The sequence below is a fragment of the Paenilisteria newyorkensis genome, from assembly GCF_000766145.1.
Lineage (GTDB): Bacteria > Bacillota > Bacilli > Lactobacillales > Listeriaceae > Listeria_A > Listeria_A newyorkensis.
Genome location: NZ_JNFB01000012.1, coordinates 68158 through 94886, shown reverse-complemented (window position 1 = coordinate 94886; position 26729 = coordinate 68158). Strand labels below are relative to the sequence as shown.

The window sequence follows — 26729 nt, the reverse complement described above, 5'->3', positions numbered from 1 at the left end:
GGTTTTCTCTCTCTCACCTATTTAGCCTTTAAAAAAAGACGATTGGCGCTGAATACGCCTACTCCCATGTGATTTCCTCCTACCTTTCTAGTCTTTATTTTCAGTAGGTTCTTATTGGTGTATTTTATTCTGTCCCTATACATACCTTATCGTTATCTGAGTTGATGTGTCATTTAATTGTCTGGTAATTTGGGGATTTTAATGGGGCGTGTTCACAGTTTGGACAATGTTTTTTATGATGGTGATGGCGGTTTTAATATACATTTTTATGTATTTTTATTCAATCGGTTATATGGTGGTTTGGTCGAGGGGTTAGAGTAGGTGATCATGTTTTAGGGATTTAGGGCATGGATTAACTTCTCACTTCGTTCGTCCTTATATTGGTACTGTAAGTCACTTTGTTCCTACAGTACCAACAAAAAACGACCAGCCTAGGGGGGGCTGGTCGAAAAAGGAGTTTTCAAGGTTCCCAGTTAGAAAAAGGGGGGGAAACTGACTGCTACCTTGTTTACATTCTCTATATTACAGAGGTTCGATGAAATTCTCTTGTGTTCTTTATGAGAATTCCATTGGATTTTATTTTGTCGGCTTGTCTTCTTCTAAATAGTCGCTTTCTGGTTGTTCGCCATAAAGTCCGGATACGCGTTTAAACCAAGTGAACATGTGTGTCACAATGACTTTAAGCACCGCGTAGCCTGGTACTGCGAAAATGACGCCTAGTATACCAAATAGTTTTCCGGAAACCAAAATCACGAATAGTATCGTAATCGGATGTACTTTTAGCGTTTTACCCATGACTTGTGGCGAAATGAATTTACCTTCTAATAATTGCACGACGACCCAAACGATAATCAGTTTTAAAAGTAGCCATGGCGATGTCACGATGGCTATAATAATCGCTGGTGTAATCGCAATAACGGGTCCTAAGTATGGCACAATGCTCGTACATGCCGCGATGATTGCTAGTGTCAGTGCGTACGGCAAACCGATAATGATGTAACCGATGAATAGCAAAATACCGATGCACAAACTAACGATAATCTGTCCGCGAATGTATGAACTGATTTGGCCGTTCGATTCGTGTAGTACTTGGCGTGTATGTGCGCGTGAGTTGACTGGCAACATTTTCAATAGGTAGTCTGGTAGTTTATTGCCGTCTTTTAATAGATAGAACAGGACTAGAGGCGTTGTTACGATGGCGAGTACGACTTCGGTCACGGTTCCAACGACGTTTCCAATGCTGTCGACCGCGCTACTTACAACACTTCCGCCTTTTTCAGAAATTGTTTTGGTGATTTCGCTCAGATTGCCTTGCACCTTGTCTTTTACTTGATCGAAAAGTGGTGACTCTGAGAATTCATTGAACTTCGCGACGACTTTATCCCAATAAGACGGGAAAGTTTTCACCAAGCTCACGATTTGATCTTTCACGGCTGGCACGATAAAACTGAAAATCAACACGATAACACCGGTGATAATCACGTACAGCAAAGCGATCGACCAACCGCGTTTCCAGCCTTTTTTCTCCAGCCAATCAATCATTGGATTAAATAGATAGTAAGCAATTCCGGCCAAAATAATCGGCGCCGCAATCGTAGCTATAATGACCATAATCGGGTCAAAAATAAATGATATCTTCGTTAAAACATAGATGTCCAGCGCCACTAACAAGAAAATTAGCAGACCGAGTACAAATTTGTTTTCTGTAATAAACTGTTTGAATTTCGAAATGGACTCTTTCATTCTCCCAACCTTCTTTCCCTTTATTTTCGTCTCGTTTGTAAACTAGTATACAAGTAATCCCTAGAGATATCACGTATTTACGTTTATCCTAATACAAGTCCTTCTGGATCGAGCTCCAATAAAGCGTGCGCAAAATAGAAATGATAGCGATCTTGGAAGTTGGTAAATAGGTCTGCGCCTTCTTTTTGGTACATCACGAGTGGATCTTGTTGCCCGTAAGCGCGCAAATGAATTCCTTCTCGGAGTTGCACCATTTGATCCAAGTGCATCACCCACATTTGATCCAGCAAGTTCAGATAAACCTCTTTTTCGATTTGATTGATTGTCCCGGTTGGGAATTTCGTTCGTTGTTTCCGATGCCAGAAAATGAGCGCTTCTACGGCTTCTTCTTGCGACATCAACGTGACCTGGTCAAACGAATATGGAAATTTCGTTCCGCCGAGTAATTCGCCCATTTTTGCGTAGCGCGCGTCTAAATCTGGTTCGCGTTCCGAGAAAACATCTTCCGCCACTTCCCGCAAAATTCGCTCGGAGAAAGCGCCCAATTTATCGATGCCAAGCAGGCGGTCGCGCTCTTCGTATACCTTTTTGCGTTGGATATCGATGACCTCATCATACGCGAGCAAGTCCTTCCGAATGTCATAGTTCGAGCCCTCTAAACGTTTCTGCGCCTCAATCACCAACTGATGCACTTTTCGCGAATGCACCGGTTTATCATCAAAATTATATTTCCGCTTCATCCGGCGAATATAGCTTTCCCAACGCTTGTTATCGAAGTGATCGACCAATTCATCGTCCAGTGACAAAATAAACTTACTAAAACCAGGGTCACCACGGCGGCCAGAACGTCCCATTAACTGCAAATCGATACGGCGACTCTCATGACGCTCCGTCCCGATCACCGCAAGACCACCCAATGTGTAGACGCCTTTATCAAGCTTAATATCCGTTCCGCGTCCCGCCATATTCGTCGCCAGCGTCACCATGCCTCGTTTTCCAGCGCGCGCAATGATCTCCGCCTCTTGTTCATGATTTTTCGCGTTCAGCACTTGATGCGGAATCCCCGCTTTCAAAAGCAACTCGCTGACCCACTCATTGCTCTTAATCGAAGACGTCCCAATCAAAATCGGTTGCCCCCGCTCATAAAGCCACGAAACCTCGCGAACAATCGCTTCCCCTTTTTGCTCCCGCGTATAGAAAACTTCATCCGCATTATCTACCCGGTTCACCCGCAAATGCGTCGGAATCACCACGACATCCATATTATAAATATGCCGAAATTCCTCTTCCTCCGTTTTCGCCGTCCCCGTCATGCCCGAAAGCTTCTTGTACATCCGGAAATAATTCTGCACCGTAATCGTCGCCAGCGTCCGCGATTCTTCCCGAACCTCCACGCCTTCTTTTGCCTCAATCGCTTGGTGCAAACCATCATTAAAACGCCGTCCCGGCAAAGCCCGTCCCGTATGCGGATCGATAATCAAGACTTCCCCGTCCAACACGACATAATCCTTGTCCTTATGCATCAAAAAATGCGCCCGTAAAAGTAGCGTCGTAATCCGGTGGAGCGGCTGATGTTCCTCCGCATATAACGAATCAATGCCCCAGAAACGCTGCGCCTTCTCGATTCCCGCGTCATGCAACCACACGAAACGCTTCTTCTCCTCGACCTCATAATCATCCGTCAACATCGTCCGAACGAGCGTATCCGCCACACCATACAGCGTCAAATCCTCTTCCTTGCGATCCGAAATCAAAAGCGGCGTCCGAGCCTCATCAATCAAAATCGAATCCGCCTCATCTATCAGCACGAAATCAAGGCTCGTCTGCACTTTGTCCTCCGTCTGACGCACCATATTGTCCCGCAAATAATCAAATCCAAACTCCGCCGCCGTTCCATAAATAACGTCCGCCTTATAAATCGCCTGTTTCTGCTCCTTATCAAGCCCCGAAACATTCAAGCCCACAGACAAGCCAAGGTACTCCAACACGCGCCCAATTTCCTCACGGTCACGCTTCGCCAAATATTCATTCGCCGTCACAAGATGCACCTTATTCCCCCGCAAAATTTCTATGTACATGACAAACAAAGAAACGAGCGTCTTCCCTTCCCCCGTCTTCATCTCCGCAATTTTCCCATCACCGAGCACGAAAGCACCAATCAACTGCACCATCACCGCCTCCAGGCCAACCACACGCCGCGCAGCCTCCCTTACAAGTGCAAAAATATAAATCCGATCCCGCTCCGTAATCTCACGTTCCTGAAACTTTTGCAACCAGTGTTGTGTCTGCTCCTGTAACGCCGACTGATCCATCAATCTATATAAATCTTCCCGCTTCACTACCTCGCGAGCCAAATCCCGATATGCTTTTACTATTTTTCGATCATCATATGTTTGTGCCATTTTTTATGCCTCCTAATCCTCTCCTATTATAACCTAGAAACCATTGCAAAACCAAGGAAATCACGGAACAATTTTCACATTACGTCACGGTTAGTGAAAACAACTCGAATTCAATTGTTACAGTTTGATTAAATTTTTCTGTTGCTGATTACCAATAGGTTTCGTGTTGCGCAAGTCTAATAAAGCTATTGTATATTAATTCACCTCCCTACTTCCCAAGTTCATGCGTTCTATGCACGGATGAAACACGCGTTCTGATTTTGCTTCTTTACAACTATGTTACAGAAACAACCGCGTGTTCATGAAATAGCTCCAAATCCTGATTTCTCCATTTGTAATTTAATTTAATTCCCCGTAGAATGGGTATTACATGAGTATGTATAAAAAGAAAAACCTAGAACAAAAAGTAAGAGAGGAGTTTTAAAAATATGAAAAAGGCGGCAATCGCAACGGCAACTGCAGGAATCGCAGTAACAGCCTTCGCAGCACCAACTATCGCATCAGCAAGCACGGTAATCGTACAAGCAGGCGACACACTATGGGGAATCGCTCAAAAAGCAGGTACAGACGTTGATTCTATTAAAAAAGCCAATAAACTAACTTCAGATACAATTTATCCTGGTCAAAAATTAGAGGTAAACAAAGTTACCGAGGAAACGAAGAAAGCGGTCAACGCAACGTGGCTAAACGTTCGTCAAGGACCAAGCGCTGACAACAACATTATCACTTCCATTAAAGGTGGCACACAAGTCACTGTCGAAACAACCGAAGCAAACGGCTGGAATAAAGTCGTATACGAAGACGGTAAATCAGGTTATGTCAATGGCAAATATCTATCTGATGTCACGGCTGTAGCGCCCGTTGTAGAAGCAGAAGAAGCACCAAGCACACCTGCAAAAGAAGAAGTAAACGAACAAAAAACCGAAACACCAGTCGCGCCAAAAGCTGAGGCAGAAGCAACACAACCTGCTGCAGAACAAGAAGTAACAGCGAACGCGACAACACATAAAGTAAAAAGCGGCGACACACTTTGGGCATTATCAACCAAATACGGCGTATCCGTTCAAGACTTGATCGCATGGAATAACCTATCTTCCTCTTCGATCTACGTTGGTCAAACACTTGCAGTCAATCAAAGCGAAGCACAAGCTCCCGCTGCACCTGAAAAAGAAGAAGTAACCGCTCCCGTTGTGAAAGACGAAGCACCGGAAACCGTTACAGAAACTGCACCACCAGCGAAAGAAGAAGTGAAAGAAGAGGCTAAAGAAGAAACACCTGCTCCAGTTGCACCACCGAAATTGGAACAAAACGAAGCTCCAGTCGTTCAAGTAGATACAAACGCATCTACATACACCGTTCAATCTGGCGACTCGCTTTCTAAAATTGCAACACTTTTTGGCACAAGCGTAGCAAACTTAAAAGCAATCAACAGCCTAACTGATGATAATATCGTTGTCGGCGACGTTTTGAAAGTGAAAGGTTCCGCACCAGTGAAAGAAACGGTGAACAAACCCGACACAGAAAAACCAGTCGTAACACCAGAAGTATCGAAACCAGATACAAACACGACAACCAATGTCAACAAACCAAGCACGCCGAATAAACCAGCTGTCAACACTTCGAATACATCTAACTACACTGTCCAAAGCGGCGACTCGTACTTCACAATCGCGCAAAAATTTGGCACAACGGTAGCTAACTTGAAAGCACTCAACAACGCATCAAGTGACAACCTACAAGTTGGCGATGTATTAAAAGTAAAAGGAACAGCTTCCAACGTTAACAAACCATCAACATCAAACAATAATAACAGCAATTCGAATTCCAACGCCAACACTGGCAACTCCAATAACAATTCCAACAGCAATTCATCGTCTGGCACTGCAAGTTTCAGCGCATTAATGAACGAAGCGCAGAAACACCTTGGAAAACCTTATTCATGGGGCGGAAATGGACCATCATCCTTCGATTGCTCTGGTTATACGAAATACGTCTTTGCAAAACAAGGCATTTCGATTCCACGTACATCTGGATCCCAATACGCAGCTTCCACAAAGGTCAGCGCGAGCCAAGCACAACCCGGCGACCTAGTATTCTTTGATTATGGTAGCGGCATTGCACACGTTGGTATCTACATCGGCGGCGGTCAAATGATCAACGCACAAAACGATGGCGTGAAAATTGACAACGTAACATCTGGTTACTGGGCTAAGTATCTTGTAGGATACGGCAAAGTTGCTAATTTCTAAACAATAAAAAGAAGCGGAATGATTGTCCAAACTCGGATAATCCTTTCCGCTTCTTTATTTTGCACTAGTTCGCTATTCTAAAATCCACTCTAATGATCTCCTTGAAAAACTGATCCACGCCGACGAGTTCATATTTGCTCCCATCCTTTTGAACAATGGTATCTAGCCCTTTTAATACGTAAGTTTTGGCTAACACGTCCACATCCGCTTGTTTCACGATGGCACCATTTTTCGATAAACGCACACGCGCAACCGGACCATCGAATACCCCGCTATTTTCTCTTGCCCCTAGCGTATAAAGATTCGGCGTCAAGCTCACCTGTAGCGCATTCACTTTTAAATCGATTCGGACTACCTCTTTGTAACTCGCATCCAAACCGGCCACTTCATAGTTGCTTCCATCCTTCGCCACGATATTCTCCAAACCTTTCAGCGCATACTTATTCGCCGTGATATCCGCATTCTTCACGATATTCCCGTCTTTATACAGCCGCACAAAACAGATATTATCCTGGAAATCCCCCGTTAATTCCCGATCACCAACCGTATATTCCGGCACCGTCAGGATCGACCGCATTTCCAGTGGAATACGAATGACCTCTTGATAATTTTTATCCACACCGATAATTTCATAACTGCTACCGTCATCCTGAATGAGACTCTTCATATCTTTGAACCGATAATCCGCCCCGATCGTGTCCGCTTGCTTCAACACCTGCTTATTTTTCAAAAGTCGAACCTTCGTGATAGCGCCTCCAAAACGACCTTGATAATCACTGGTGCCGATGATATACGCTGGAACATCTAGGATTGGCAGGACCATCAGTGGAATCCGCAGCACTTCTTTGTACGCCTTGTCCACGCTGAGCAGTTCGTACGATGCCCCGTCTTCTTTCACCAACCCATCCACGCCTCGGAATGTGTAGCTTTTGACCGCCTCATCCATTTCCGCTTGCTTGATAACCACGCCATTTTTCACTAATCGAACCTTCCAAACTGGTTCCCGATACTGCCCCGTATACAAATTCGTGTTGGTATACAGCGGTTTATCCTGCAAAAAATACGTGCCGTCCAGCGACCCAATATTCCCGCGAACCTTTTTTGCCACATCGCCATTCCACGTATTCAAAACCATTCCGAGCTCTGCCAGCTTTACCTTTTCCCCGTTGTATTCGTTGTCACTCACCGAAACAAGATGATCCAGCCGCGTCGACATCTCGATTTTATTTCCGATCAGAAGCAGTTTTTCCGTCGTCGAACTGACTGTGAAAAACGCGAAATAGCCGTTATCGACCAGCTTCCCGTCCACCGCAAATTGATTGTTTGTAAACGCTATCCCCGCCGTGTCCCCCTCAAAAATACGAACTGGGTAGCGAATATTGCCCTCCGCACGAAACGTGTTTTGCTCCAGCATAATATTGTCCGGCTTCGTCACAATCGGCGCGCCGTCCTTCTCCTTTTCGCGACTATTAATATACACCAACGTGAAAATATCGCGCCCCTTCAAATCGACCTCGTTTCCCTTTGCAAGCAGGTCCTTCACACCACACAACCGAATTCCCGTGAAAAAAATGACGTGCTCCTTATAAATATTTTCCCCATAATCCGCGAGAATCTTCGTATTATTCGGATTGTAACTATTCACCCTGCCAGCCGTCAAAACATTATTTTTGATCATCAAATTCTCATTTTTCGGACCGTAGCTATCAATCCCCGCATCATTCATCACGTCGACCGGAATGCCCGCCTCATATTTCGTCTTGAAATGCTCGTAACCATACCGCTGCATCCAATTCGTAATCCGATTATTCTCAATCAAAATCGGCTCGTTTTTCCCGCCATTAAAGCGATACATCTGAATCCCCGAACGCCCGAGATCCGTCAACTCATTATCATAAATCCGCACATTCTTGCAAAATTCCAATCCAATCCCGTTCTGCAAACCCGAATTCCGAATCACGTTCCCGCTAATCGTCGCATTCGCAACCCGTCCAAGATAAAGCGCGGAACTCCCCTTCTTCTTCGCGTCGATGATACAATTCTCGATTGTAAGCGTATCAATGACCTGATAATCCTCATAGCTCGCCTCATCATACGCCGTCCCAAAACTCACAAGACTTGACGCCTTCTGATCCACCGCCGCATCCGCATACGTGATTTTCAAATTCTCCAGACGAATCCCGCTCGCCCGCATCTCATTCGCAGGAAAACGATTCGTAATTCCCACCACCACTTTCGTAAAAATGAAAGCCGTATCGTGATTCCCCGCCCCAATAATCGTAACATTTGACGGAATCGCCAGCGTTTGACTAAAGTAAAAATCTCCTTTTGGCACATAAATCGTTGTAGGTTCGGAACTATCCAATTTACGCATCAGATCATTCCAGTTATAAGCATTTTGTTCAGCAAGTTCCTTATTGTTAGCGGTTACATATTTATTTAAATCCAATTCGTTCGTTTCTGCCTGAATCCCCTGATGACCAACAGCACAAAAAACAACAACAATTAACATAAACAGTAACTTCTTCACACGAAACATCCTCCCTATTTTTGGATATCATGCTTATCTCCTGAAGATCCTTGCGTCAACACCTCCTTCAAAATAGCCCCTTCAACTAAAATCATAGCATAATTCGCTATCCCAAAAGTTAAATATTTCCGATAAAAGCCAGATAGATATGAACGTTCTGTCACAATTTCGTTTCCGATTGTTTTGTGATATAGTGGAGGTACTACTTTATAAATGAGGATGAAAATTGTGAATGAAATAACCGTTAAAATAAAGAAAAAATCAGCTCAAAGCTACATAAAAGGCTACCCCTTACTAACAAAAGAAGCACTCGTGACCTTCCCAGACATGGAAGAAGGCGTGATTCTGCGCTTAGTCGACGAATCCGGCCGCTTCCTCGCAAAAGGCTATCACGGCAATCAGAATAAAGGCATCGGCTGGATACTGACCTACGACGAAAAACAAGCACTTGATCAAGCCTTTTTCGCCACACTTTTCGAAGAAGCTTTTGCGAAACGCCAAGTTTTTTTCAATGATGACGCCACAACCGCGTTTCGAATTTTTAACGGCGAGGGCGATGGTTTAGGCGGTTTAACGATCGATTATTACGACGGCTTTCTCGTCCTGCAATGGTATAGCCACGGGATTTATCAATGGAAGTCGATGATCCTTGCCGCTATCAAAACAGCGATTACCACGCGCGGCATCTACGAAAAACGACGCTTCGACGCAAAAGGTCAGTATCTAGAAAGCGATGATTTCTTAGCAAGCGACACTGCCCCAGAACCGCTTATCATCAAGGAAAACGGCATTAATTATGCAGTATACCTAAACGACGGCGCGATGACCGGCATTTTCCTCGATCAGCGCGATGTTCGTAAAACGATTTGCGACACATACGCCGCTGGACGAACCGTTTTGAACACATTCTCCTACACCGGCGCGTTTTCCGTAGCCGCAGCATTCGGAGGCGCCGCACATACAACCAATGTCGACGTCGCCAATCGCAGCATCCCGAAAACCCGCGAACAGTTCACTGTGAACGAGCTCGATCCAGCTGCACACACCATCATGGCCGAAGACGTTTTCCAATATTTCAAATACGCGAACCGTAAAGAATTGGCGTTCGATATGGTCATCCTAGACCCACCAAGCTTCGCCCGCACGAAAAAAACAACATTCAGCGTCGCGAAAGACTACGGAAAACTGTTGGAGGAAAGTATAGCGATTACGAATCCGAACGGAATAATCGTCGCATCAACGAATTACGCCGGCTATGGCATGGATAAATTCAAGCAGGTCGTGCAAGAAGCGTTTAGGAATCAAGGACGCGAATACCGCATTGTTGAGCAGTTTACGCTCCCCGCAGATTTTGCAACGCGGAGTAGTTTTAAAGAAGGCGATTATTTGAAGGTCTTGTTTTTGGAAGTAAAATAGGAAAAAACCTCCAGTCACGGCGCGTCGAGATGCCCTGATTGGAGGTTTTTATTGGATTTAGTTGGAGTACTCCTGTTGAAGCCAGTACCTGAAATACGAGCCCAACCATGGAGAAAAAATAGGATATAAATAGAAGACGCTGCACTTTATAGCTCAAAACGGTAACTGTATTCTTATCTTTAATATCGCGCCATATCCGACCACTTACCATGCGATGTACAAAATAGTTTTCCAGTCGCCCTTTCTTTATTTTTTGAACGCCAATAATGGTCCTTGGAATAATCGTAAGTATACTGATTGTTATTAAGATCAAGCAAAATAGAGCCCACATGTAATTTTTCTCCTTTTCTATCTTTCATTTAATCATACCTCGAATATTTGCTATAGTAAATTGATTCCGCATTGAAAAAATAAAAAAGAGCTAGCTAAAAAGCGCCTTTAGTTGAGATTTAGGAAAGCCTATTGCAATTTCCTCCCATCGATGTTAACCTATTATAAAACGAAGTTAACATACTTAGAAAGGAGTCAAAAAAATGTACGATATCATATTCATCGGCTCTGGCGTCAGCAGTATCTTCACCATGCTGAAACTAGACACTAACAAAAAAATCCTCGCCATCGATGCCGGTCCTAGCATGGAAAATCGCCTCGCTCAACCTTCCACAACTGGTTTTGGCGGCTTAGGTTTATCGGAAGGAAAATATAATTTTTCGCCTGATTTGGGTGGTAATTTAAGTAGCAAAATCGGAGAAAACTTGGTCATCAAGCATCTATCAGAAGTCGAGGAAATAATCGATACATTCGGTGGGAAATCTGCATTAACCTATCAATCCCACGCGGATATCGAAAATGATTCTTTCATCCAATTCCTAGACTGCCCAACCAAGCACCTAGGCACCGCGCTTTCAAAAGAAGTGTATAACAATATATTCGCATACCTATCTACTAAATTAGAATTCCTCTTTAACAACGCCGTGAGCCACATTGAGAAAACCGGCGATACATTCCAAATCACAACCTCAGAAAACAATATTTTTCACGCCAAAAAAGTCATTGTTGCCACCGGTTCCAAAAAGAATCCACTCCTGAACAAAAGCTTTGCGGAATTAGGCCTTACATATCAGAAAACGAGAGTCGACATCGGTTTCCGCATCGAAATGTTAAGCGAAACATTTGATCCAATTCTCCAAAACAACCTGGAAGTCAAAATGAGGAGTGGCAATCTTTATAGCTATTGTATGAACAAATTCGGGCGGGTCATTAAGCGCCATCTGCACGGCCGCGTGACGGCAGAGGGCCAGAACTCTCGAGAAGACAAACCAAGCAAGAATCTAAACTTCACACTTTTCCGTCCTTATTATTTTGATACCGAAGCAGAAATGAACGCTTATCTCGAGTCGCTATTCTCTAAAATCAACCAAAATCAAGACAGAATCATTGGTTATCCGCTTTCCTCCTTATCCTCAGAATTCGAGCCGCGCAAGGAAATCCAAGGCACCGTGCCATACGAATCGGATTTCTCGGCTGACATTCTTTTAGAGGACTTATTGCAAGATACGCTCGCTTTTTTCCGCCATTTAGAACAGAGTATGCCGTCTAAAATAGATGGAAATACATTATTATACTGCTACGACACGAAGGATTTCGGGCCGGAGATACAAACCAACATGGCATTTGAGTCTGATGTTCCGAACCTCTATTTCATCGGTGATTGTTCCGGCGCCACGCATTCTCTGTCACACGCAGCTTGCAGTGGCCTCTATTTAGGCAAAATTCTACGCTAAAAAAGGTAGTATATTCACGGATTGGTCGCTCCATGAATATACTACCTTTTCTCTGACTCACACTTCTGTTTTCTTGCCATTCGCAACGACTTGATTCGGATAACTTTTTTTAAACGCCACCCAATCTTTATTAGCCACCACAATATCCGTCTGCTCCGTCAAATCATACAGCGGCACCGTTTTACGCGTTGTATTAAATAAATACCAACCTAATACAGTCACCGCGATAACAATCAGCGGCCACCAAGCCTTCAAGAGGAACATGGCTATAATCGACAAAAGAATCAATGCACTTGTCGTAAAAAATACGATTAATAGGGCTTTCGTTGCCTGCTGCGAGTACTTATGATTTCCATTTAATATATGCATTTTCATCCTCACCTTTTTTCAAAATCACATAGGCACATCAGACTGTAGAAAAACTACTTCCCGTGATTTCCCGCAAAACCTCAGCGTGTCGACAAATGACTAGTTTCTAGGAAAAAGTGAGTACCGAAGCGGAGCGTACTGGGGTACATGAGCATCGGAACAGAGCTTTTAACAGCGAAAATGGTCGTTTATCGACACGCTGAGACACCCAATTTCTCAGGTGTCTCCATTTATTACTTCAAAATCAACTTCCCAGCCACTTGCTTCTTATCAATCAACTGATGCGCGCCAATCACGCCGCGTAGATCGAATGTCAGCACTTCCGCTGTTTTTAATTGTAATTTATGCGCACGGTACAAATCGGCCAAGTATCCCAACGCTTCTTTGTCCTTCATATCTTTCGAACGCTTCATACGGATAGCTTTCACTTTCTTCTCGTCTGCATTTTCTGGCAAACTTGTTAGCGAAACATAGCGTCCGCCTCTTTTCACGTAGTGCAATCCTTCCGCGGAACCTTTACCGCCAAAACTCATGTCCAACACAACGTTCGCTTTATTGTGCAACACTTGAGATAAATCATCGCGATCGTAGGAGAAAACGTGGTCAGCGCCTAATGCACTTACGTAATCCGCGTTTTTACTGCTCGCTACACCAATCACTTTATGTCCTTGTTCCTTCGCGATTTGGACAGCTATCGAACCAACTGCTCCTGACGCGCCGAGAATGATCAGTTTTTCGCCTTTTTTCAGTTTGGCAACTTGAAGGGCATAGTAAGCCGTAATTCCGACTGAAGCTAGTCCTGCTGCTTCCTCGATGGTCATTTCTTTCGGTTTTTTCACGACGTTGTAGCTCGGAGTCGCGACATATTCGCTGTAGCCGCCAATTGCTGGATGGCCAATCACGATATCGCCAACCGCGTAATTCTTCACTTTAGAGCCGATCTCGGTAATTTCGCCGACAATGTCACTTCCTGGAACAATCGGGAACTCGAGTGGGCGCATTTTTTGCATCGCGCCTGATCGTAATAAGCCGTCGTAAGGATTCACCCCCGCTGCTAAAACTTTGATAACCACGCCTTTTTCACTTGCTTTTGGTTTTGGTAATTCTAATTCTTCAAATACTTCTGGATCGCCATATTTTGTAAAACCTAATGCTTTCATCCTGTAAAACCTCCATGTTTGTTTAACTTTTTTCTTTATTCGCTGCTGGATTATTCACTTCCACTTTCGTAAACCAATCCAATATAATCTCTGCTTCTTCTGCGCTGACATTATGCACCACATCAAAAGTCTGGAATGTTACATCATTGCTTAGACTTTCAAAATATTTCGCCGACCGCTCGCCTTCTGTGACAGGAAATATCGGATCTTTTGTTCCATGCCCGATAAAAATACGTTTGGACTTCAATAATAAGTTTTTCGGTCCATCTTCTAAAAAGGCTGGTAATTTTGCGCTCAGAAAAACGCCGCCGTGATACATCCCACCATTTTTCACAAACTCAGTCATCGCAACGATTCCACCTTGATCAAAGCCGAACAGATAGAGCTTTTTTCGGTCAATCGATGGGTACTGCTTCAAAATGGTTTCAATAAATTCGTGAACGTTGTTTGCTGCATATGAAATCGTCTTTTCACTAGGTTCGCCGTCCAATACCGGCTTGTAGTAGGAATATCCTGGACCTTGTTGCACGCTACCTCGAATGCTGACAATAACGAAGCGATCCATTATTGACTCGAGTGTACCTGGCATATCTAGTTCATCTGCTCCAATACCGTGAAGTGTAAAGATGGTCGGAAACGTATCTTCTACCTTCCGATCAATCGGTTCATAAATATCATATGCAAACATAAAACAATTCCCCCGTTACTTCGCTAATTCAGCGATTTTTTTAAATTCTTCCTCCGTGAGCGTGATGCCTTTGCCCATTTTTTCATTGCCTGGTGACCAATCACGAATATCGTATTTCGGCGCGCGACCGTTCCAGCTAATCAGATTGACCTCTCTGCGCCACCCTTTCGAATTCTCCGACAAAACACCGATATGCTCTACAATTTCATATTCAATACTGCTCATCTGCAAAAACTCCTTTATTAAGTAATCTACCATAGTTCATACTAACAGATATTTACCCTCAAATCCCCTCGTAGAATCGTATTTTCCAAAAATCTTTTTATTTTAACTAGAAATATCGCCGTGGTTGCGTTAGGATGGGATTAGAGACTAGATAGAACGGAGGTCAGAACGATGGAAGAAACTCCTCAAGATTTTTTGCTGGACACATGTTTATTGGCGGGAAAAATTATGATGGAAAGTGGTGCGGAAATGTACCGTGTGGAAGATACGATGAGCCGGATTGCAGAAGCTGGCTCGGATTCGAAAGGGATTAGCTTTGTGACGCCGACTGGTATTTTTATGGCTTTGCAAGGCGGTACAACGGTGAAAATGGAGCAGATTCCAACGCGGACGATTGACTTGGAAAAGGTTTCAAAGGTCAATGATTTGTCGCGTGAATTCACGATGAAGCAGATTTCATTGGGTCAATTTTATACGAAGTTGCGGACGCTTGATAAGGAAGTGATTTTCTTCCCAGTCTGGTTGCAAATTGTTGCGGCCGCAGTGGTTAGTGGAACGCTGATGATGATTTTCGGAGGGGTTTGGAAAGACTTATTAACGACTTGTATTATTGGCGCGATTGGATTTTCGATTTTTTATTACGGGACAGAATTTTTCAAAGTTAAATTTTTAGCAGAATTTTTAGCTGCGTTTACGGTCGGAATGTTGGCGGTTTTGTCGATTTCGATTGGCTGGGGCGTGAGTTTGGATAAGATGATTATCGGTGGTGTAATGCCACTTGTGCCAGGGGTTCCAATTACGAACGCCGTGCGCGATTTGCTCGCGGGACATCTGCTATCAGGAATGGCACGCGGGACGGAAGCTTTGATTACAGCTGGGACGATCGGAATTGGAATCGCCGTTGTGTTTCGGTTTTTTGGATAGAAATAAGGGGGTAAAAGCAAATGTTTTGGACTATACTCATGCAACTGTCATTTAGTTTTCTCGCCACACTTGCATTCGCTATCATCACCAATGTCCCGCGCCGCTCGCTCATTGCTTGTGGTCTAACTGGTACATTTGGCTGGATGACCTATTGGATTTTAATGCATCTCGACGCTGGCACGACGATGAGTACGCTCGCTGGTGCTTTTGTGGTCGCCATCGCCAGCTTCTTCTTCGCAAAATCAAAAAGGCTACCTGTCACGATTTTTAACGTTCCAGGCATCGTTCCGCTTGTACCAGGTGGCCTCGCCTATCAAGCCGTTCGTAATTTTGTGCTCGGCGATTATCTCGAAGCTATTTCATTCTCGGTTCGCGTTGCCTTAGTTGCCGGCGCGATTGCTGCAGGACTAGTACTTTCAGAGGTTTTGAACCATAGTATTCGGCGCTTCCGGGAGCATAAGGAGAATATCTAATCTTCATTTCTTTTTATGTATGGAATAAATAATCTGGACAATGAGCGAAAAATAGGGATTATGACACTTGAATCGATACGTATATACATGTATACTATTATAGAAGAGGTGATGACAATGATGTACGCATTGAAAAGATCTACTAGAAAATCTGGCCATAGTGTCATTACAACGTTGCCGCCAGATGTTATGTCGAAGCTAGAACTCGTTTCTGGAGATAATGTCGAGTTTGTAATCAAGGATAACGTTGTAGAATTAAGAAAAGCCGCTGAGAAGAAAGAAGCTGTCTCTCAAGATTTCCTAAAAATGGCCGAAGAAGTGTTGGAAGAATACGACCAAGCCTTCCGCGGTTTAGTTGATCGATGACACTTCGCTATCTCACGGAACCCGAGGTCATTATGTTGAACGGTTTGTTGATTAAGAAATTTAGCCCAATGGAGCCTATTGGTATCATGGAGCCGGGAGCGCTAAACATGTGTGTGGAACAGCCAAAACAAATTGTTTTTGAGCGCGAACTCTATCCAACGCTGCATGATAAAGCTGGAATTCTTTATAAAAACTTAGTCATCAAACATTGTTTCGCTAATGCAAATAAGCGGACAGCGCTTGCTTCTTTAGGTTTATTCTTAAAATATAATGGTTCACAATTAATGGCTTCCAATCAGGATGCAGAGGACTTCACGGTCAGTATTGCACTGAATAGCGATATGGAGCTGGCTACTATTTCTAATTGGATTAATAAAAATTCGGCGACGCATCTTTAACGAGGCATCGCCGAATTTTTCTATACAAAAGAGTTAACTCGATTGTTTTTCGTAAATTTGTAGCTCGCGATGCAAAAGAATAGCAAGGCGTAACCTAGTATAATCGCGATGTTCAAGCTAATCGATGCTAAATCGCCATTTTGCTGTAGTGTCGTAATCGCGTTCATCACCCAGTATTGTGGCAAGAACTCCGCGATTTTTTGCATGAAGGCTGGCATGATTTGAACCGGAATTAGTGCGCCGGAAAGCAGACTTGTTAGCGTGAACAGGATCATTTGTAATCCACTGACGCTTTTTCTGCTCGTCGCTGTGAATCCGAGTGCCAATGATAGCAAAACCGCCATGATCGAGAAGACGAACAACACACCAAATAGCGCGAAGTAGGACACTCCTGGATCGATACCAAATGCAAATCGCATCACCGTTAAGCAGATGACGACCTCGGTCACAACGACGGCTAGCGCGAACAAAGCATTCCCGAAAAGATACGCTTTGCTACTAAGCGGCGTCGACATCAACCGATAAAACGTGCCATCTTCCTTCTCCTGCAAAATAAGTTCCCCCAAATTTCCCGCTGCATACAACAACATCATACATAGAAAACCAAGGATTTGCGTCGACATCATCAGCACAACATCGTGTTGATTACTCGTCGTTTTTTGCGTTACACTGAGTTTTGACTGATCAAACGTCGTGGCATATGTCGCGAAATCTTGCCCACCTTTTTCACTCGCCTGAATCATCGTCATGATGTTGCTAAGCGAGGCGTCAACCGTTCGCTTCACAGTCTTGTTGACCGCATCGCCCTGCATCGATTTCACCTTAATATGCTGCGGATCAAGTGTCGCGATACTATTTTCCGAACCCTCCTCAAAAATCACCAGCGCATCCAATTGGCCGCCAGTCAGCTTCTTATCCCCAGCTGGCTTCGAAACGGACTGCACGCTGTCGCTATCCTGTTTCATCCATGTCACCATTTGACTCGTATACACGCCCGGGTCATCATTTACCAAACCGATTTTCAGCGTCGTCGTCCCAGATTGTGCACCGTATGAAAGAAAATAGATTAAAATACTCAAGATTGGCAAACCTATAATCATGATTAATTTCGCCTTGTTTTGCGTGAGACTTTTCAAATTATGCTTGAATATCCAACCAATTTGCTGCATCTTAATACACTTCCTTTCGTCTAATCCACAGGCTCATTCCAGCAACAAGAACCGCTGTTATCAACAAGTTCAGGCCTATCGGAAATACGGCCGCTGCTACATCATGATTATACAAGACATCCCGAACACCAATCCGAACCCAGCCAATCGGTGATAATTTGGACATCAAGCCATCGCCGGTCGGGAAATACGCGCCACCCAAAAAAGCGAATACTTGTATCAAAATCGTCGCAGCCCCATTCGCCGCCGGATTCCCATTACTAAACACGTCGACCGCCATACCGAGCGCCACCGACAAGAACAATAAACTGAAATAAATCACGAAAATCACGAGCGCATAGTCACCCCAATGAACCCCGAAAAACAAATTCGAAATCACCATCAGCAAAATCAGTGACATTGTCTGCATAAAAATAGCGCCGAGAAAATTCCCAATAATTGCAGTCGACTTCTTGATTGGCGCGATAAATAGCCGCACGTCCGTATGCCGCACCTTCTCCTCGCGAAAAACGTTAATCCCACTATTAATCCCAAACATCATCACCATCGCAATCATCGCAATCGCATAATATTCAAAAGCACTAATATTGTTTCCCGAAGCCAATTTCTCCACCTGAATCGCGGAATCCGAGGCTTTTGGAGGATTCTGCAAAACGCTCGCCTGCGTCGGGTCTACTTTTATAATCGTACTCGCCAGTCGATACTGCGCTGCAAAGCCATCCAAATAGCCATCCAGCACACTCATTTCAATCTGACTCGGCGCATTCGTCGTCACCGTCAAATCATCCTTCACGTCCACAAAACCAACAGCATCCCCATTCGCCACCGCATCTTTGCCAGCCTTCGCACTGTCCGCTTCCTTAAACGTCACCTGCTTCCCACTAGCCCCCGTCGCGAACTCACCGAACGCCTTGCCAACCGGACTATCCTTTTGCACCGTGTACTCCACCGTCATCTTGTCCAGCTCCACGTCGCTACTAAAAGCGTCCTGCAACACACTTCCCAGCACCAAAATCAACGCCAACGGGAAAATCATCATATAGAGAAAATAGCCCTTATCACGCAGCGTCAGCTTGATTGCCTTCAACATTATATGAAAAATCATCATCACAAGCTCAACTTCCTCTCTAATCCCGTAATTTTCGGCCCGTCAAATTCAAAAAGACTGTTTCCAAATTCAACGTCTGCTGGTTCATCTCCAACACTTCAACCGCCTGCCCAATCAGCCGTTCTAAAACCGCGTTCAAATTATTTACCTCACTGTTCGACGTGATGCCAAGCACATTGCCCTCCGTCACATCCACCGCCAAAATCCCAGGAATGGCCCGCAACGCCTCCAGATCAATTTTCGACGCATCATCCACAACTAAACGCATCTCTTTCCGATCCGAAACAAGGCTCACCAACTGCTCCTTCGTGCCTTCCGCAATCACTTTTCCGTGGTCAATAATCGAAATATAATCACACAACTCCTCGACTTCTTCCATATAGTGACTCGTATAAATAATCGTGCAACCCGACGCATTCAACTTCTTAATCGACTTCAAAATATAATTCCGAGACTGCGGATCGATCCCCACGGTCGGCTCATCCATAATAATCAGCTCCGGTTTATGCGCAATCGCACACGCAATATTCAGGCGCCGCTTCATCCCACCAGAAAAAGTCCCCGGCTTATCCTTCGCCTTATCCGCCAAACCAACGAACTCCAAAGCCCTGTTCGTAGCCGCATCCAATTCCTTCCCACGCAACCCATAAAGCCCCGCGAAAAAGCGCACATTCTCAAACGCCGACAAATCACTATAAAGCGCAATATCCTGTGGCACCAAGCCAATTCGCTGCTTAATCTCCAAACTATGCGTCTCCTGCTCCTCCCCAAACAGCCGAATCTGCCCACTATTCTTCTTCAAAAGCCCGCACAAAACACTGATCGTCGTACTTTTCCCAGCCCCATTAGGCCCAAGCAATCCGAAAATCTGTCCCTCTTCTATCGTCAAATCCAGATTATCCACCGCGATATTCTTTTCAAATTTCTTCGTTAACTGCTCAATCTCCACGATTTTCATGACGTTTCCTCACTTCCATTACTCCAAAAATAATTTCTAAATCAGCATTACAATTTTAATCCAGTCCATTTTATAAATCAAATATAGCACATTTCCACTCACAAAAAAATCGCCCCACCCAAATCAGGTAGGACGACATAACGCTTATTAGTTAGAAACCGGTACGACTGCACCCTTCCACTCTTTTGTGATGAAATCTTGAATCTCTTTAGACTGTAAAACTTTCACCAATTCTTTAATATCCTTGTTATCTTTATTCTTCTCTTGTGCCGCAACGATATTCACGTAAGGAGAATCTGTTTGCTCAATCGCAATCGCATCTTCCTTAGGATTCATGCCTTGATCCACCACAAAATTCGAGTTGATTGCAACAATATCACCTTCTTCATTATTATACGCCGTCATCAAGTAACCAGCATCCACATCGTATTTAAATTTGATATTTTTCGGATTTTCAACGATATCATCAAATGTGACATCTTGACGCTTTACGCCGTCTTTCAGTTTAATCACGCCATTATCCGCTAAAATGCCCAGCACACGCGGCCAATCCGATTTACTATTAGACATGATCACTTGCGCATTTTTCGGTAGGTCGTCTAACGAATCAATTTTCTTAGAATAAAGACCCATTGGCTCGATATGAATACCGCCCATGTTCACGAATTTATAACCTTTTTCCTTCATTTCAAGCTCCATGTAAGGAATCGTTTGGAAATAGTTCGCATCCAAATCGCCTTCATCCAACGCCACATTCGGCATTACATAGTCCGTGTACTTTTTAATATCTAAATTAATACCTTTTTTCGCTAAAATAGGTTTCGCTTTTTCTAAAATGACAGCATGCGGTGAGTTAGATGCACCAATAACAAGCGTTGTTTCTTTGTCGCCACTCGCATCATCCTTCGAACCTCCGCCACAAGCCGCTAAAACTAATACCAATGTCAGTGTAAATAATCCTAATAAAACTTTTTTCATCCGTTAACTCCCCTTTTCCTATCGTTTGTCGACCCATTTGGTCAAGATGTCCCCAATGAACTGGAAAACAAATACTATAATTAAAATAATAATAGTCGCAACTAATGTGACTGCTGGCTGTGCTCGTTGGAAACCTTCTAGATAAGCCGCGTTTCCGAGCCCGCCTGCACCGATAACACCCGCCATGGCCGTGAAGCCAACCAGTGAAATCGCCGTCACGGTAATGCCTGAAATGATTGCGGGCAAAGCTTCTGGAATCAAAACTTTACCAATAATCGTGAATAGGTTCGCACCCATCGCTTTTGCCGCCTCAATAACGCCCTTGTCGACCTCACGAAACGCGATTTCCACCATTCGTGCATAAAATGGAGCCGCCGAAATAATTAAAGCTGGTAGCGCCGCTTTAGGCCCAATAATCGTACCGACAAGCGTTTTTGTCATCGGAAGTAATAACACGATTAAAATGATAAACGGAATCGACCGGAATACGTTGACCAAAATCGCCGTTATCCAGTAAGCCGTCCGTGATCCAGCGTCCTTTTTACGGTTCGTCAAGAATAAAACGAGCCCCAAAGCCAAGCCGAGGAAGAAGACCGCGAACAGCGAAACAATCGTCATGTAAAGCGTTTCCTCTGTGGCCGTTTTCATCATGTCCCAATCTACATTTGCGAAATATCCTGTCGAATCGTTCATCCTTCAATCACTTCCGTTTCTATCTCAAGCTCGCGTAACCGGGTGATTGTGGCATCGACTTGCGATTCCTCACCTTGAATTTGAATATATAAAGTCCCGTACGCTCCATTTTGCGTTTGCGTCAGGTTCCCGTGTAAAATGTTGAGTAATACCTTATTGTCTTGCGCTACTTGTGAAATAATCGGCTGCGTCGCCTTCCCACCAACAAAAAGCAGCTTCACAAGCTTGCCTTCCGAATAGTTTTCCAGCAACATGTGAATCAATTCTTCCGTCTCATCGGATTCGGTTACTTGGCGCACAAACCGTTTTGTCACCGACTCTTTCGGATGTTGGAATACTTCAATAACATCGCCAAGTTCGACTACACGCCCCGCTTCCATGACCGCCACACGATTACAAATTTTGCGAATAACGTGCATTTCGTGCGTAATCACAATAATCGTCAAGTTCAGACGGCGATTAATATCGAGCAATAACTCCAACACTTCATCCGTCGTTTGTGGATCGAGTGCCGATGTCGCCTCATCACAAAGCAATACTTTCGGATTATTCGCAAGTGCCCGCGCAATCCCAACACGCTGCTTCTGACCACCACTTAGCTCAGAAGGATACGCGTCTTCCTTGCCCTCCAAGCCAACAAGTCTAATCAACTCATTCACTCGAAAACGCCGCTTCTCGCCACGCACTCCCGCAATCTCCAGCGGAAACGCGATATTATCATACACTGTACGCGACCAAAGCAAATTAAAATGCTGAAAAATCATCCCGATTTGCTGACGCGCCTTACGCAATTTACTCCCTCTAATTTGGGAAATAAACAAATCATCCACTTCCACCGTGCCTTCTGTCGGCAACTCCAAACCGTTAAACATCCGAATCAGCGTACTTTTCCCAGCGCCAGAATACCCCACAACGCCAAAAATTTCACCGTCCGCGATGTCCAAATTAACATCATCCACTGCTCTCACATTGTTTTTTCGAGTCTTATAATCCTTCGCAACACTTTTAAGCCTTATCAAAGTAAACTCCACCCTCAATCTTTTTCTAAAAACAAAAAACCTCTCTTGCCACTTGAGCGAAGAAAGGTGTAATTACATGCATAATTTACGCTTTTCTCTCATCTCTCAGAGTCTGACACTCTGTATGATTTAGCACCTTGCAATGGATAAAATCATTCATCCACTTAGGTTGCCGGGTTTCTTCGGGCATATCCCTCCACCACTCTTGATAAGATTATTTTTTAGACGCATTCACTTACACGCCTTGTGTTTATTAATATTACATGTTTTTAGTCGGATTTGTCAAGATTCAGTTTCAATTTTATTTCGAAAAGCCGAACTCCATCATTTTTTTAGCATCTTTTATTCGTCCTTCATCCGTCGAACTACCCAACGTAATCGAGATGACTCGCTCTCCATTTTGAACCGCCGTTCCTACAAAACAGTACCCAGCTTGATCCGTATAACCCGTTTTCAAGCCATCCATCCCGCTTACCATGCCTTCTTGGAGCGCACCATTCGTCGTATGAATCGTATCGCCTTTTTTCGTCACGTAATCCGTTCGCGATGTCGTATCCAGCACTTCCGGATAATCCTTCAACAACCGCTTCGTCAAAATCATCAAATCCGCTGCGGTTGACATCGACATGTCGCCATCCTTATCCAAACCGCTCGCACTGCTGAAATGCGTCTTCGCTGACATGCCGAACTCTTTTGCCCGCGCATTCATCTTCTCCGTGAAATGCTCCGCGTCCACTCGCTCAGCCAAAGCCTCCGCCGCATCATTTGCCGACATAATCAGCATCGCCGCAAATAAATCCTCCACCGAATAGTGTTTCGTTCCCGTTTTCGCGTACAGACTCACCGCCTGTGGATCATCCAGACGCCCCAACGGCAACATCTCATCCCAAGAAAGAGATTTTTTATGTATCGCCTCTAAAACTAAATAGGTCGTCATTAATTTCGTTATACTTGCAATCGGAACCGCGCGATTCACATCTTCCGCAAAAAGCGCCTTCTCCTGTTTCGTGTTCACAACAAGCGCGCTACTAGCCTCAATCGATGGCGTCGCACGAATATCTCTTCCTAATAATACAAAAACTAAAATAGCAACAATCGTCAAACAAGCGAGAATTAAAATCAATGTCTGTTTTTTCATAATTTCCCCTCCTGATTACATCTTACCTAAAAATGATAAAATGGAGAGTAAGAAATTAGAAAGAAAAGCTTAAGATTCCGCGCGTAAAATGACAGTTCTGTAAGAAAAGTCCCTATTACGCGCTGCTTCTTGCAAAATATCATACCTTACTAACTCTCGGTAACTGGTAACTTCACCGTAAATGTCGTTTTTCCTTTTCTACTCGTAGCGAAAACCTGTCCACCATGACGCTCAACAATCGACTTCGCAATCGCCAAACCGAGCCCTGTTCCCGTCGTCGTCCGATTTTTATCCACTTTATAAAACCGATCAAACAACTGCGGTAAATCACCAGCCGGAATCTCAGCTCCATAGTTCGAAACCTCGATAATCGCCATACCTGCTTCTTTTTTCGCGCTAATATCGATTTTCTTCCCAGAAGCACCGTACCGAAGTGCATTCGAAAACAGATTCTCAAATAAACGCATAATCTGCATACCATCCCCCATAACTTTCAAGTTCTCAACGGCATACATTTCAACGATCCGAACCTCTTTTTCAGCAGCAGAACGTTCGTACTCTGAAACGAGCTGGCGCAATAATTCCACCATATCGAGCGTATCCTCTTTAATCTGAAACTCCGTGCTCTCAAGACGCGTATAATCAAACAAATCATCAATCAATTTATGCAGTCTTTGCGCTTTTCCATACACCAATTCCGTATAATGGCGCAACTCCACCTCATCGCGATACCGGTCCTCATGAATATAACTCAAATAACCCAATATCGAAGTCAGCGGCGTACGTAAATCATGCGACACATTCGTAATCAAGTCGTTTTTTGCCTGTTGCGCCTCCTGCTCCTGCTCAATCAATTCCGCCTGGTGCACCCGCATTTTCTCGATGCTCTCCTCCAACTGCACAATCTCGGGAATCAAACTGTCCTGCTCCATCGGCTGATCTTGAAGTATCGCCTCATTAATCTGTCGCAACTGTTTTCTAAGTAAATTCTGTTTAAAAAGCCAATAGAAAAAAATGAAAAATACGAGCGCTACACCAGTCATACCAAGATATTTTAACATGATAAGCCACGGCGAATTCAGCAATTTATCATAACGACCGTAGCCGAATAAATCAATAAAACTCTTCGTCGTCCCAGTCAACACAACCGAATCCTGCGTCACCGAAACGAGCCACAAACCGATACTCCGCAATGCCACAAAGCTAGCAAACCAAGACAACAACGCAAAAATAACGATTTGTAATGGATGCATTTGCTGCCAAATTCGCCATATGAACTGCTTAAACCTCAATTTTATAACCTACTCCCCAAATGGTTTTGATCACATTTTCTCCGTCCATCGCATCCTTCAACTTATCACGTAAATTGCTGATATGCACCATCACCGTCTTACTCGCACCCAGCGCCTTCTCCTGCCAAATCCGTTCAAAAATCAGCTCAGAACTAAAAACACGACCCGGCTCATTCGCCAGCAAAAATAAAATATCAAATTCCGACGTCGTCAAATGCAAATCCTTCTCATTCACCATCACCGTATGCAACTCCCGATCAATCACGATGGGGCCTAAAATCAACTGATTCAGCGGCGTACTACCCATATTCCCCTGACGCATCAACTGCACCCGTCGCAAAATCGCCTTCACGCGCACCGACAACTCTAGCGGATTAAACGGCTTCACCATATAATCATCCGCTCCAGTCAAGAGTCCCATAATTTTATCATTATCCTCTGCCTTCGCACTCAGCATCAAAATCGGCGTCGTAATCCCCTCTTGACGCATTAATCGACAGACCTCCAGACCATCCATTTTCGGCATCATAATATCCAACACAACCAAATCCAGCTGCTCTTTTTGCACCGTTTCCCAGACCTGCGCGCCGTCATAAGCATAATAAATCGTATAGCCCTCATTCTGAAGATATAATTTCACTAAATCCACAATTTCCTTATCATCATCCGCAATTAAAATCGATGTCATCCTTGCGCCACCTCACTTTTCGTTTCACATACTTGTATTGTAACATAAAGGCCCGCGTTATTTCGTCAAAATTCGTTCCTGCTCCGGCTCCAAATGAATCAACACTTGTGCCTTCGCATAAAAATCATAAATTTCCTTCTCAATCACATCACATAGCGAATGCGCCTGCTCGATCGTCTGATTATTCGCCACAACCAAATGAAAATCAATATATTCCTGCGCACCAGCACGACGCGACCGGAAATCATGAAACTCAATAAAATCCGCCTGATGCGACATAATAATCCGCTTAATCTCCGCTTCCTCACTCGGCGACAAACGCTTATCCATGAGTGGTGGAAACGATTCCTTCAACAACTTCCAAGCCTCATACATAATATAAAACGCCGTCAGAATCGCGATCACCGGATCAAGCCATAACCAGCCCGTCAAATGAACGAGCAACAAACTAAACGCAATCCCAAGCGACGTAAACACATCCGTATACAAATGAAGCGCGTTCGACTTCATCGCCACCGAATTCTCCTTGTCCGCCGCCTTCTTAATCACCCGAGAAACCACAATATTCACCGCTGCCCCAAACAACATCACCGCAATCCCAAGCGCAGGAAACCGAATCTCATGCGGATTGAAAAACTTATTCATCGACTCATAAATAATCCAAATACCCGCCACAAAAATAAGCAGCGTCTCAATCGTCCCAGCGATGTTCTCTGCCTTCCCATGCCCATATGGATGATCATCATCTGCCGGCCGGTTCGAAATCCGAATCGAGAAAAAAGTAATCACCGACGCAAACAAATCCATCGACGAATGCACAGCCTCCGAAATAACCGCGACCGATCCCGTCAAAAACCCCACAATAAATTTCAAAATAACGATAACAAAATTACTTATTACCGATAGAATAGTCAAATTAGAATTGCTCATCACTTACCCCCGTTAACATAAATAACTAC

The 26729-nt window shown here is 44.2% G+C and carries 24 protein-coding genes and 1 riboswitch; of the genes, 7 read left to right on the top strand and 17 right to left on the bottom strand.

The annotated features are described in order from the left end of the window. Positions 1 to 576: 576 nt before the first annotated feature. On the bottom strand, positions 577 to 1743 hold the full coding sequence (locus EP58_RS05015) for an AI-2E family transporter (RefSeq protein ID WP_036090863.1): 1167 nt from the start codon (positions 1741 to 1743) through the stop codon (positions 577 to 579). Positions 1744 to 1826: 83 nt separating this feature from the next. Further along, positions 1827 to 4145: an accessory Sec system translocase SecA2 gene (gene secA2 / locus EP58_RS05010; protein ID WP_036090860.1), complete on the bottom strand. Its 2319-nt coding sequence runs from the start codon at positions 4143 to 4145 to the stop codon at positions 1827 to 1829. A 428-nt stretch (positions 4146 to 4573) separates the two neighbouring features. Here secA2 and EP58_RS05005 point away from each other — a divergent pair, with 428 nt between their 5' ends. Continuing rightward, the gene (locus tag EP58_RS05005) at positions 4574 to 6394 is read left to right on the top strand and encodes a LysM peptidoglycan-binding domain-containing protein (RefSeq protein ID WP_036090857.1); all 1821 of its coding nucleotides are present in this window, start codon (positions 4574 to 4576) and stop codon (positions 6392 to 6394) included. 64 nt (positions 6395 to 6458) lie between these two features. On the opposite strand, the gene EP58_RS05000 is transcribed toward EP58_RS05005, so the two are convergent. Next, a complete protein-coding gene (locus EP58_RS05000; protein WP_159106209.1) occupies positions 6459 to 8924 on the bottom strand; it encodes a glycosyl hydrolase family 28-related protein in 2466 nt (821 codons plus the stop codon). A gap of 225 nt (positions 8925 to 9149) precedes the next feature. Here EP58_RS05000 and EP58_RS04995 point away from each other — a divergent pair, with 225 nt between their 5' ends. After that, positions 9150 to 10340: a class I SAM-dependent rRNA methyltransferase gene (locus EP58_RS04995; protein ID WP_036091622.1), complete on the top strand. Its 1191-nt coding sequence runs from the start codon at positions 9150 to 9152 to the stop codon at positions 10338 to 10340. 533 nt (positions 10341 to 10873) lie between these two features. Beyond that, positions 10874 to 12124: a hypothetical protein gene (locus EP58_RS04985; protein ID WP_036090849.1), complete on the top strand. Its 1251-nt coding sequence runs from the start codon at positions 10874 to 10876 to the stop codon at positions 12122 to 12124. A gap of 57 nt (positions 12125 to 12181) precedes the next feature. On the opposite strand, the gene EP58_RS04980 is transcribed toward EP58_RS04985, so the two are convergent. The 4 genes from EP58_RS04980 to EP58_RS04965 all read right to left on the bottom strand — a co-directional run bounded on the left by EP58_RS04980 (position 12182) and on the right by EP58_RS04965 (position 14566). Then, complete coding sequence (locus EP58_RS04980; RefSeq protein ID WP_036090846.1) at positions 12182 to 12493, bottom strand: hypothetical protein; 312 nt, start codon at positions 12491 to 12493, stop codon at positions 12182 to 12184. A gap of 233 nt (positions 12494 to 12726) precedes the next feature. Next, positions 12727 to 13653, bottom strand: coding sequence for an NADP-dependent oxidoreductase (locus EP58_RS04975; protein WP_036090844.1), 927 nt, complete (start codon positions 13651 to 13653; stop codon positions 12727 to 12729). 22 nt (positions 13654 to 13675) lie between these two features. Beyond that, positions 13676 to 14341: an alpha/beta hydrolase gene (locus tag EP58_RS04970; protein WP_036090843.1), complete on the bottom strand. Its 666-nt coding sequence runs from the start codon at positions 14339 to 14341 to the stop codon at positions 13676 to 13678. A 15-nt stretch (positions 14342 to 14356) separates the two neighbouring features. Continuing rightward, positions 14357 to 14566, bottom strand: a complete 210-nt coding sequence (locus EP58_RS04965) for a YdbC family protein (protein WP_036060774.1) — start codon at positions 14564 to 14566, stop codon at positions 14357 to 14359. A gap of 171 nt (positions 14567 to 14737) precedes the next feature. On the opposite strand from EP58_RS04965, the gene EP58_RS04960 reads away from it, so the two are divergent. The 4 genes from EP58_RS04960 (at position 14738) to EP58_RS04945 (ending at position 16727) form a co-directional block, all read left to right on the top strand. Beyond that, entirely contained in the window at positions 14738 to 15490 is a 753-nt protein-coding gene (locus EP58_RS04960; protein ID WP_036090841.1) for a threonine/serine exporter family protein, read from the top strand. A gap of 20 nt (positions 15491 to 15510) precedes the next feature. Continuing rightward, a complete protein-coding gene (locus EP58_RS04955) occupies positions 15511 to 15963 on the top strand; it encodes a threonine/serine exporter family protein (RefSeq protein ID WP_036090840.1) in 453 nt (150 codons plus the stop codon). 117 nt (positions 15964 to 16080) lie between these two features. Further along, the gene (locus EP58_RS04950; protein WP_124892757.1) at positions 16081 to 16329 is read left to right on the top strand and encodes an AbrB/MazE/SpoVT family DNA-binding domain-containing protein; all 249 of its coding nucleotides are present in this window, start codon (positions 16081 to 16083) and stop codon (positions 16327 to 16329) included. Further along, positions 16326 to 16727 carry a type II toxin-antitoxin system death-on-curing family toxin gene (locus EP58_RS04945; protein ID WP_036090837.1) on the top strand — a complete coding sequence of 134 codons (402 nt, stop codon included), beginning with the start codon at positions 16326 to 16328 and terminating at the stop codon, positions 16725 to 16727. The genes EP58_RS04950 and EP58_RS04945 overlap by 4 nt, the downstream gene beginning before the upstream one ends. A gap of 20 nt (positions 16728 to 16747) precedes the next feature. On the opposite strand, the gene EP58_RS17195 is transcribed toward EP58_RS04945, so the two are convergent. The 10 genes from EP58_RS17195 to EP58_RS04895 all read right to left on the bottom strand — a co-directional run bounded on the left by EP58_RS17195 (position 16748) and on the right by EP58_RS04895 (position 26700). After that, positions 16748 to 17896, bottom strand: coding sequence for an ABC transporter permease (locus tag EP58_RS17195; RefSeq protein WP_077917830.1), 1149 nt, complete (start codon positions 17894 to 17896; stop codon positions 16748 to 16750). 1 nt (position 17897) lies between these two features. Beyond that, positions 17898 to 19004: an ABC transporter permease gene (locus EP58_RS04935; protein ID WP_236637301.1), complete on the bottom strand. Its 1107-nt coding sequence runs from the start codon at positions 19002 to 19004 to the stop codon at positions 17898 to 17900. Positions 19005 to 19023: 19 nt separating this feature from the next. Then, positions 19024 to 19962: an ABC transporter ATP-binding protein gene (locus tag EP58_RS04930; RefSeq protein ID WP_036090834.1), complete on the bottom strand. Its 939-nt coding sequence runs from the start codon at positions 19960 to 19962 to the stop codon at positions 19024 to 19026. Positions 19963 to 20109: 147 nt separating this feature from the next. After that, entirely contained in the window at positions 20110 to 20940 is an 831-nt protein-coding gene (locus tag EP58_RS04925) for a MetQ/NlpA family ABC transporter substrate-binding protein (RefSeq protein ID WP_036090832.1), read from the bottom strand. Between the two features lie 18 nt (positions 20941 to 20958). Next, the gene (locus EP58_RS04920; protein WP_036090830.1) at positions 20959 to 21633 is read right to left on the bottom strand and encodes a methionine ABC transporter permease; all 675 of its coding nucleotides are present in this window, start codon (positions 21631 to 21633) and stop codon (positions 20959 to 20961) included. Continuing rightward, a complete protein-coding gene (locus tag EP58_RS04915) occupies positions 21630 to 22652 on the bottom strand; it encodes a methionine ABC transporter ATP-binding protein (RefSeq protein ID WP_036090828.1) in 1023 nt (340 codons plus the stop codon). The genes EP58_RS04920 and EP58_RS04915 overlap by 4 nt, the downstream gene beginning before the upstream one ends. Before the next feature lie 95 nt (positions 22653 to 22747). Beyond that, positions 22748 to 22867: riboswitch (SAM riboswitch) on the bottom strand. 86 nt (positions 22868 to 22953) lie between these two features. Next, positions 22954 to 23790, bottom strand: coding sequence for a D-alanyl-D-alanine carboxypeptidase family protein (locus tag EP58_RS04910; protein ID WP_036090825.1), 837 nt, complete (start codon positions 23788 to 23790; stop codon positions 22954 to 22956). A gap of 149 nt (positions 23791 to 23939) precedes the next feature. Further along, complete coding sequence (locus EP58_RS04905; protein WP_373862714.1) at positions 23940 to 25088, bottom strand: sensor histidine kinase; 1149 nt, start codon at positions 25086 to 25088, stop codon at positions 23940 to 23942. Then, on the bottom strand, positions 25072 to 25770 hold the full coding sequence (locus EP58_RS04900) for a response regulator transcription factor (RefSeq protein ID WP_036090821.1): 699 nt from the start codon (positions 25768 to 25770) through the stop codon (positions 25072 to 25074). The genes EP58_RS04905 and EP58_RS04900 overlap by 17 nt, the downstream gene beginning before the upstream one ends. A gap of 57 nt (positions 25771 to 25827) precedes the next feature. After that, on the bottom strand, positions 25828 to 26700 hold the full coding sequence (locus tag EP58_RS04895; RefSeq protein WP_036090820.1) for a cation diffusion facilitator family transporter: 873 nt from the start codon (positions 26698 to 26700) through the stop codon (positions 25828 to 25830). Between the last annotated feature and the right edge of the window lie 29 nt (positions 26701 to 26729).

Excerpts from the sequence above, each read along its gene's own strand:
- secA2 (WP_036090860.1), bottom strand. The coding sequence starts at position 4,145 with ATGGCACAAACATATGATGATCGAAAAATAGTAAAAGCATATCGGGAT.
- EP58_RS04930 (WP_036090834.1), bottom strand. The coding sequence starts at position 19,962 with ATGAAAATCGTGGAGATTGAGCAGTTAACGAAGAAATTTGAAAAGAAT.
- EP58_RS04950 (WP_124892757.1), top strand. The coding sequence starts at position 16,081 with ATGATGTACGCATTGAAAAGATCTACTAGAAAATCTGGCCATAGTGTC.
- EP58_RS05005 (WP_036090857.1), top strand. The coding sequence starts at position 4,574 with ATGAAAAAGGCGGCAATCGCAACGGCAACTGCAGGAATCGCAGTAACA.
- EP58_RS04935 (WP_236637301.1), bottom strand. The coding sequence starts at position 19,004 with ATGATGATTTTTCATATAATGTTGAAGGCAATCAAGCTGACGCTGCGT.
- EP58_RS04895 (WP_036090820.1), bottom strand. The coding sequence starts at position 26,700 with ATGAGCAATTCTAATTTGACTATTCTATCGGTAATAAGTAATTTTGTT.
- EP58_RS04900 (WP_036090821.1), bottom strand. The coding sequence starts at position 25,770 with ATGACATCGATTTTAATTGCGGATGATGATAAGGAAATTGTGGATTTA.
- EP58_RS05015 (WP_036090863.1), bottom strand. The coding sequence starts at position 1,743 with ATGAAAGAGTCCATTTCGAAATTCAAACAGTTTATTACAGAAAACAAA.
- EP58_RS17195 (WP_077917830.1), bottom strand. The coding sequence starts at position 17,896 with ATGCAGCAAATTGGTTGGATATTCAAGCATAATTTGAAAAGTCTCACG.
- EP58_RS04965 (WP_036060774.1), bottom strand. The coding sequence starts at position 14,566 with ATGAGCAGTATTGAATATGAAATTGTAGAGCATATCGGTGTTTTGTCG.
- EP58_RS04985 (WP_036090849.1), top strand. The coding sequence starts at position 10,874 with ATGTACGATATCATATTCATCGGCTCTGGCGTCAGCAGTATCTTCACC.
- EP58_RS04955 (WP_036090840.1), top strand. The coding sequence starts at position 15,511 with ATGTTTTGGACTATACTCATGCAACTGTCATTTAGTTTTCTCGCCACA.
- EP58_RS04910 (WP_036090825.1), bottom strand. The coding sequence starts at position 23,790 with ATGAAAAAACAGACATTGATTTTAATTCTCGCTTGTTTGACGATTGTT.
- EP58_RS04980 (WP_036090846.1), bottom strand. The coding sequence starts at position 12,493 with ATGCATATATTAAATGGAAATCATAAGTACTCGCAGCAGGCAACGAAA.
- EP58_RS04960 (WP_036090841.1), top strand. The coding sequence starts at position 14,738 with ATGGAAGAAACTCCTCAAGATTTTTTGCTGGACACATGTTTATTGGCG.
- EP58_RS04920 (WP_036090830.1), bottom strand. The coding sequence starts at position 21,633 with ATGAACGATTCGACAGGATATTTCGCAAATGTAGATTGGGACATGATG.
- EP58_RS04925 (WP_036090832.1), bottom strand. The coding sequence starts at position 20,940 with ATGAAAAAAGTTTTATTAGGATTATTTACACTGACATTGGTATTAGTT.
- EP58_RS04945 (WP_036090837.1), top strand. The coding sequence starts at position 16,326 with ATGACACTTCGCTATCTCACGGAACCCGAGGTCATTATGTTGAACGGT.
- EP58_RS04975 (WP_036090844.1), bottom strand. The coding sequence starts at position 13,653 with ATGAAAGCATTAGGTTTTACAAAATATGGCGATCCAGAAGTATTTGAA.
- EP58_RS04970 (WP_036090843.1), bottom strand. The coding sequence starts at position 14,341 with ATGTTTGCATATGATATTTATGAACCGATTGATCGGAAGGTAGAAGAT.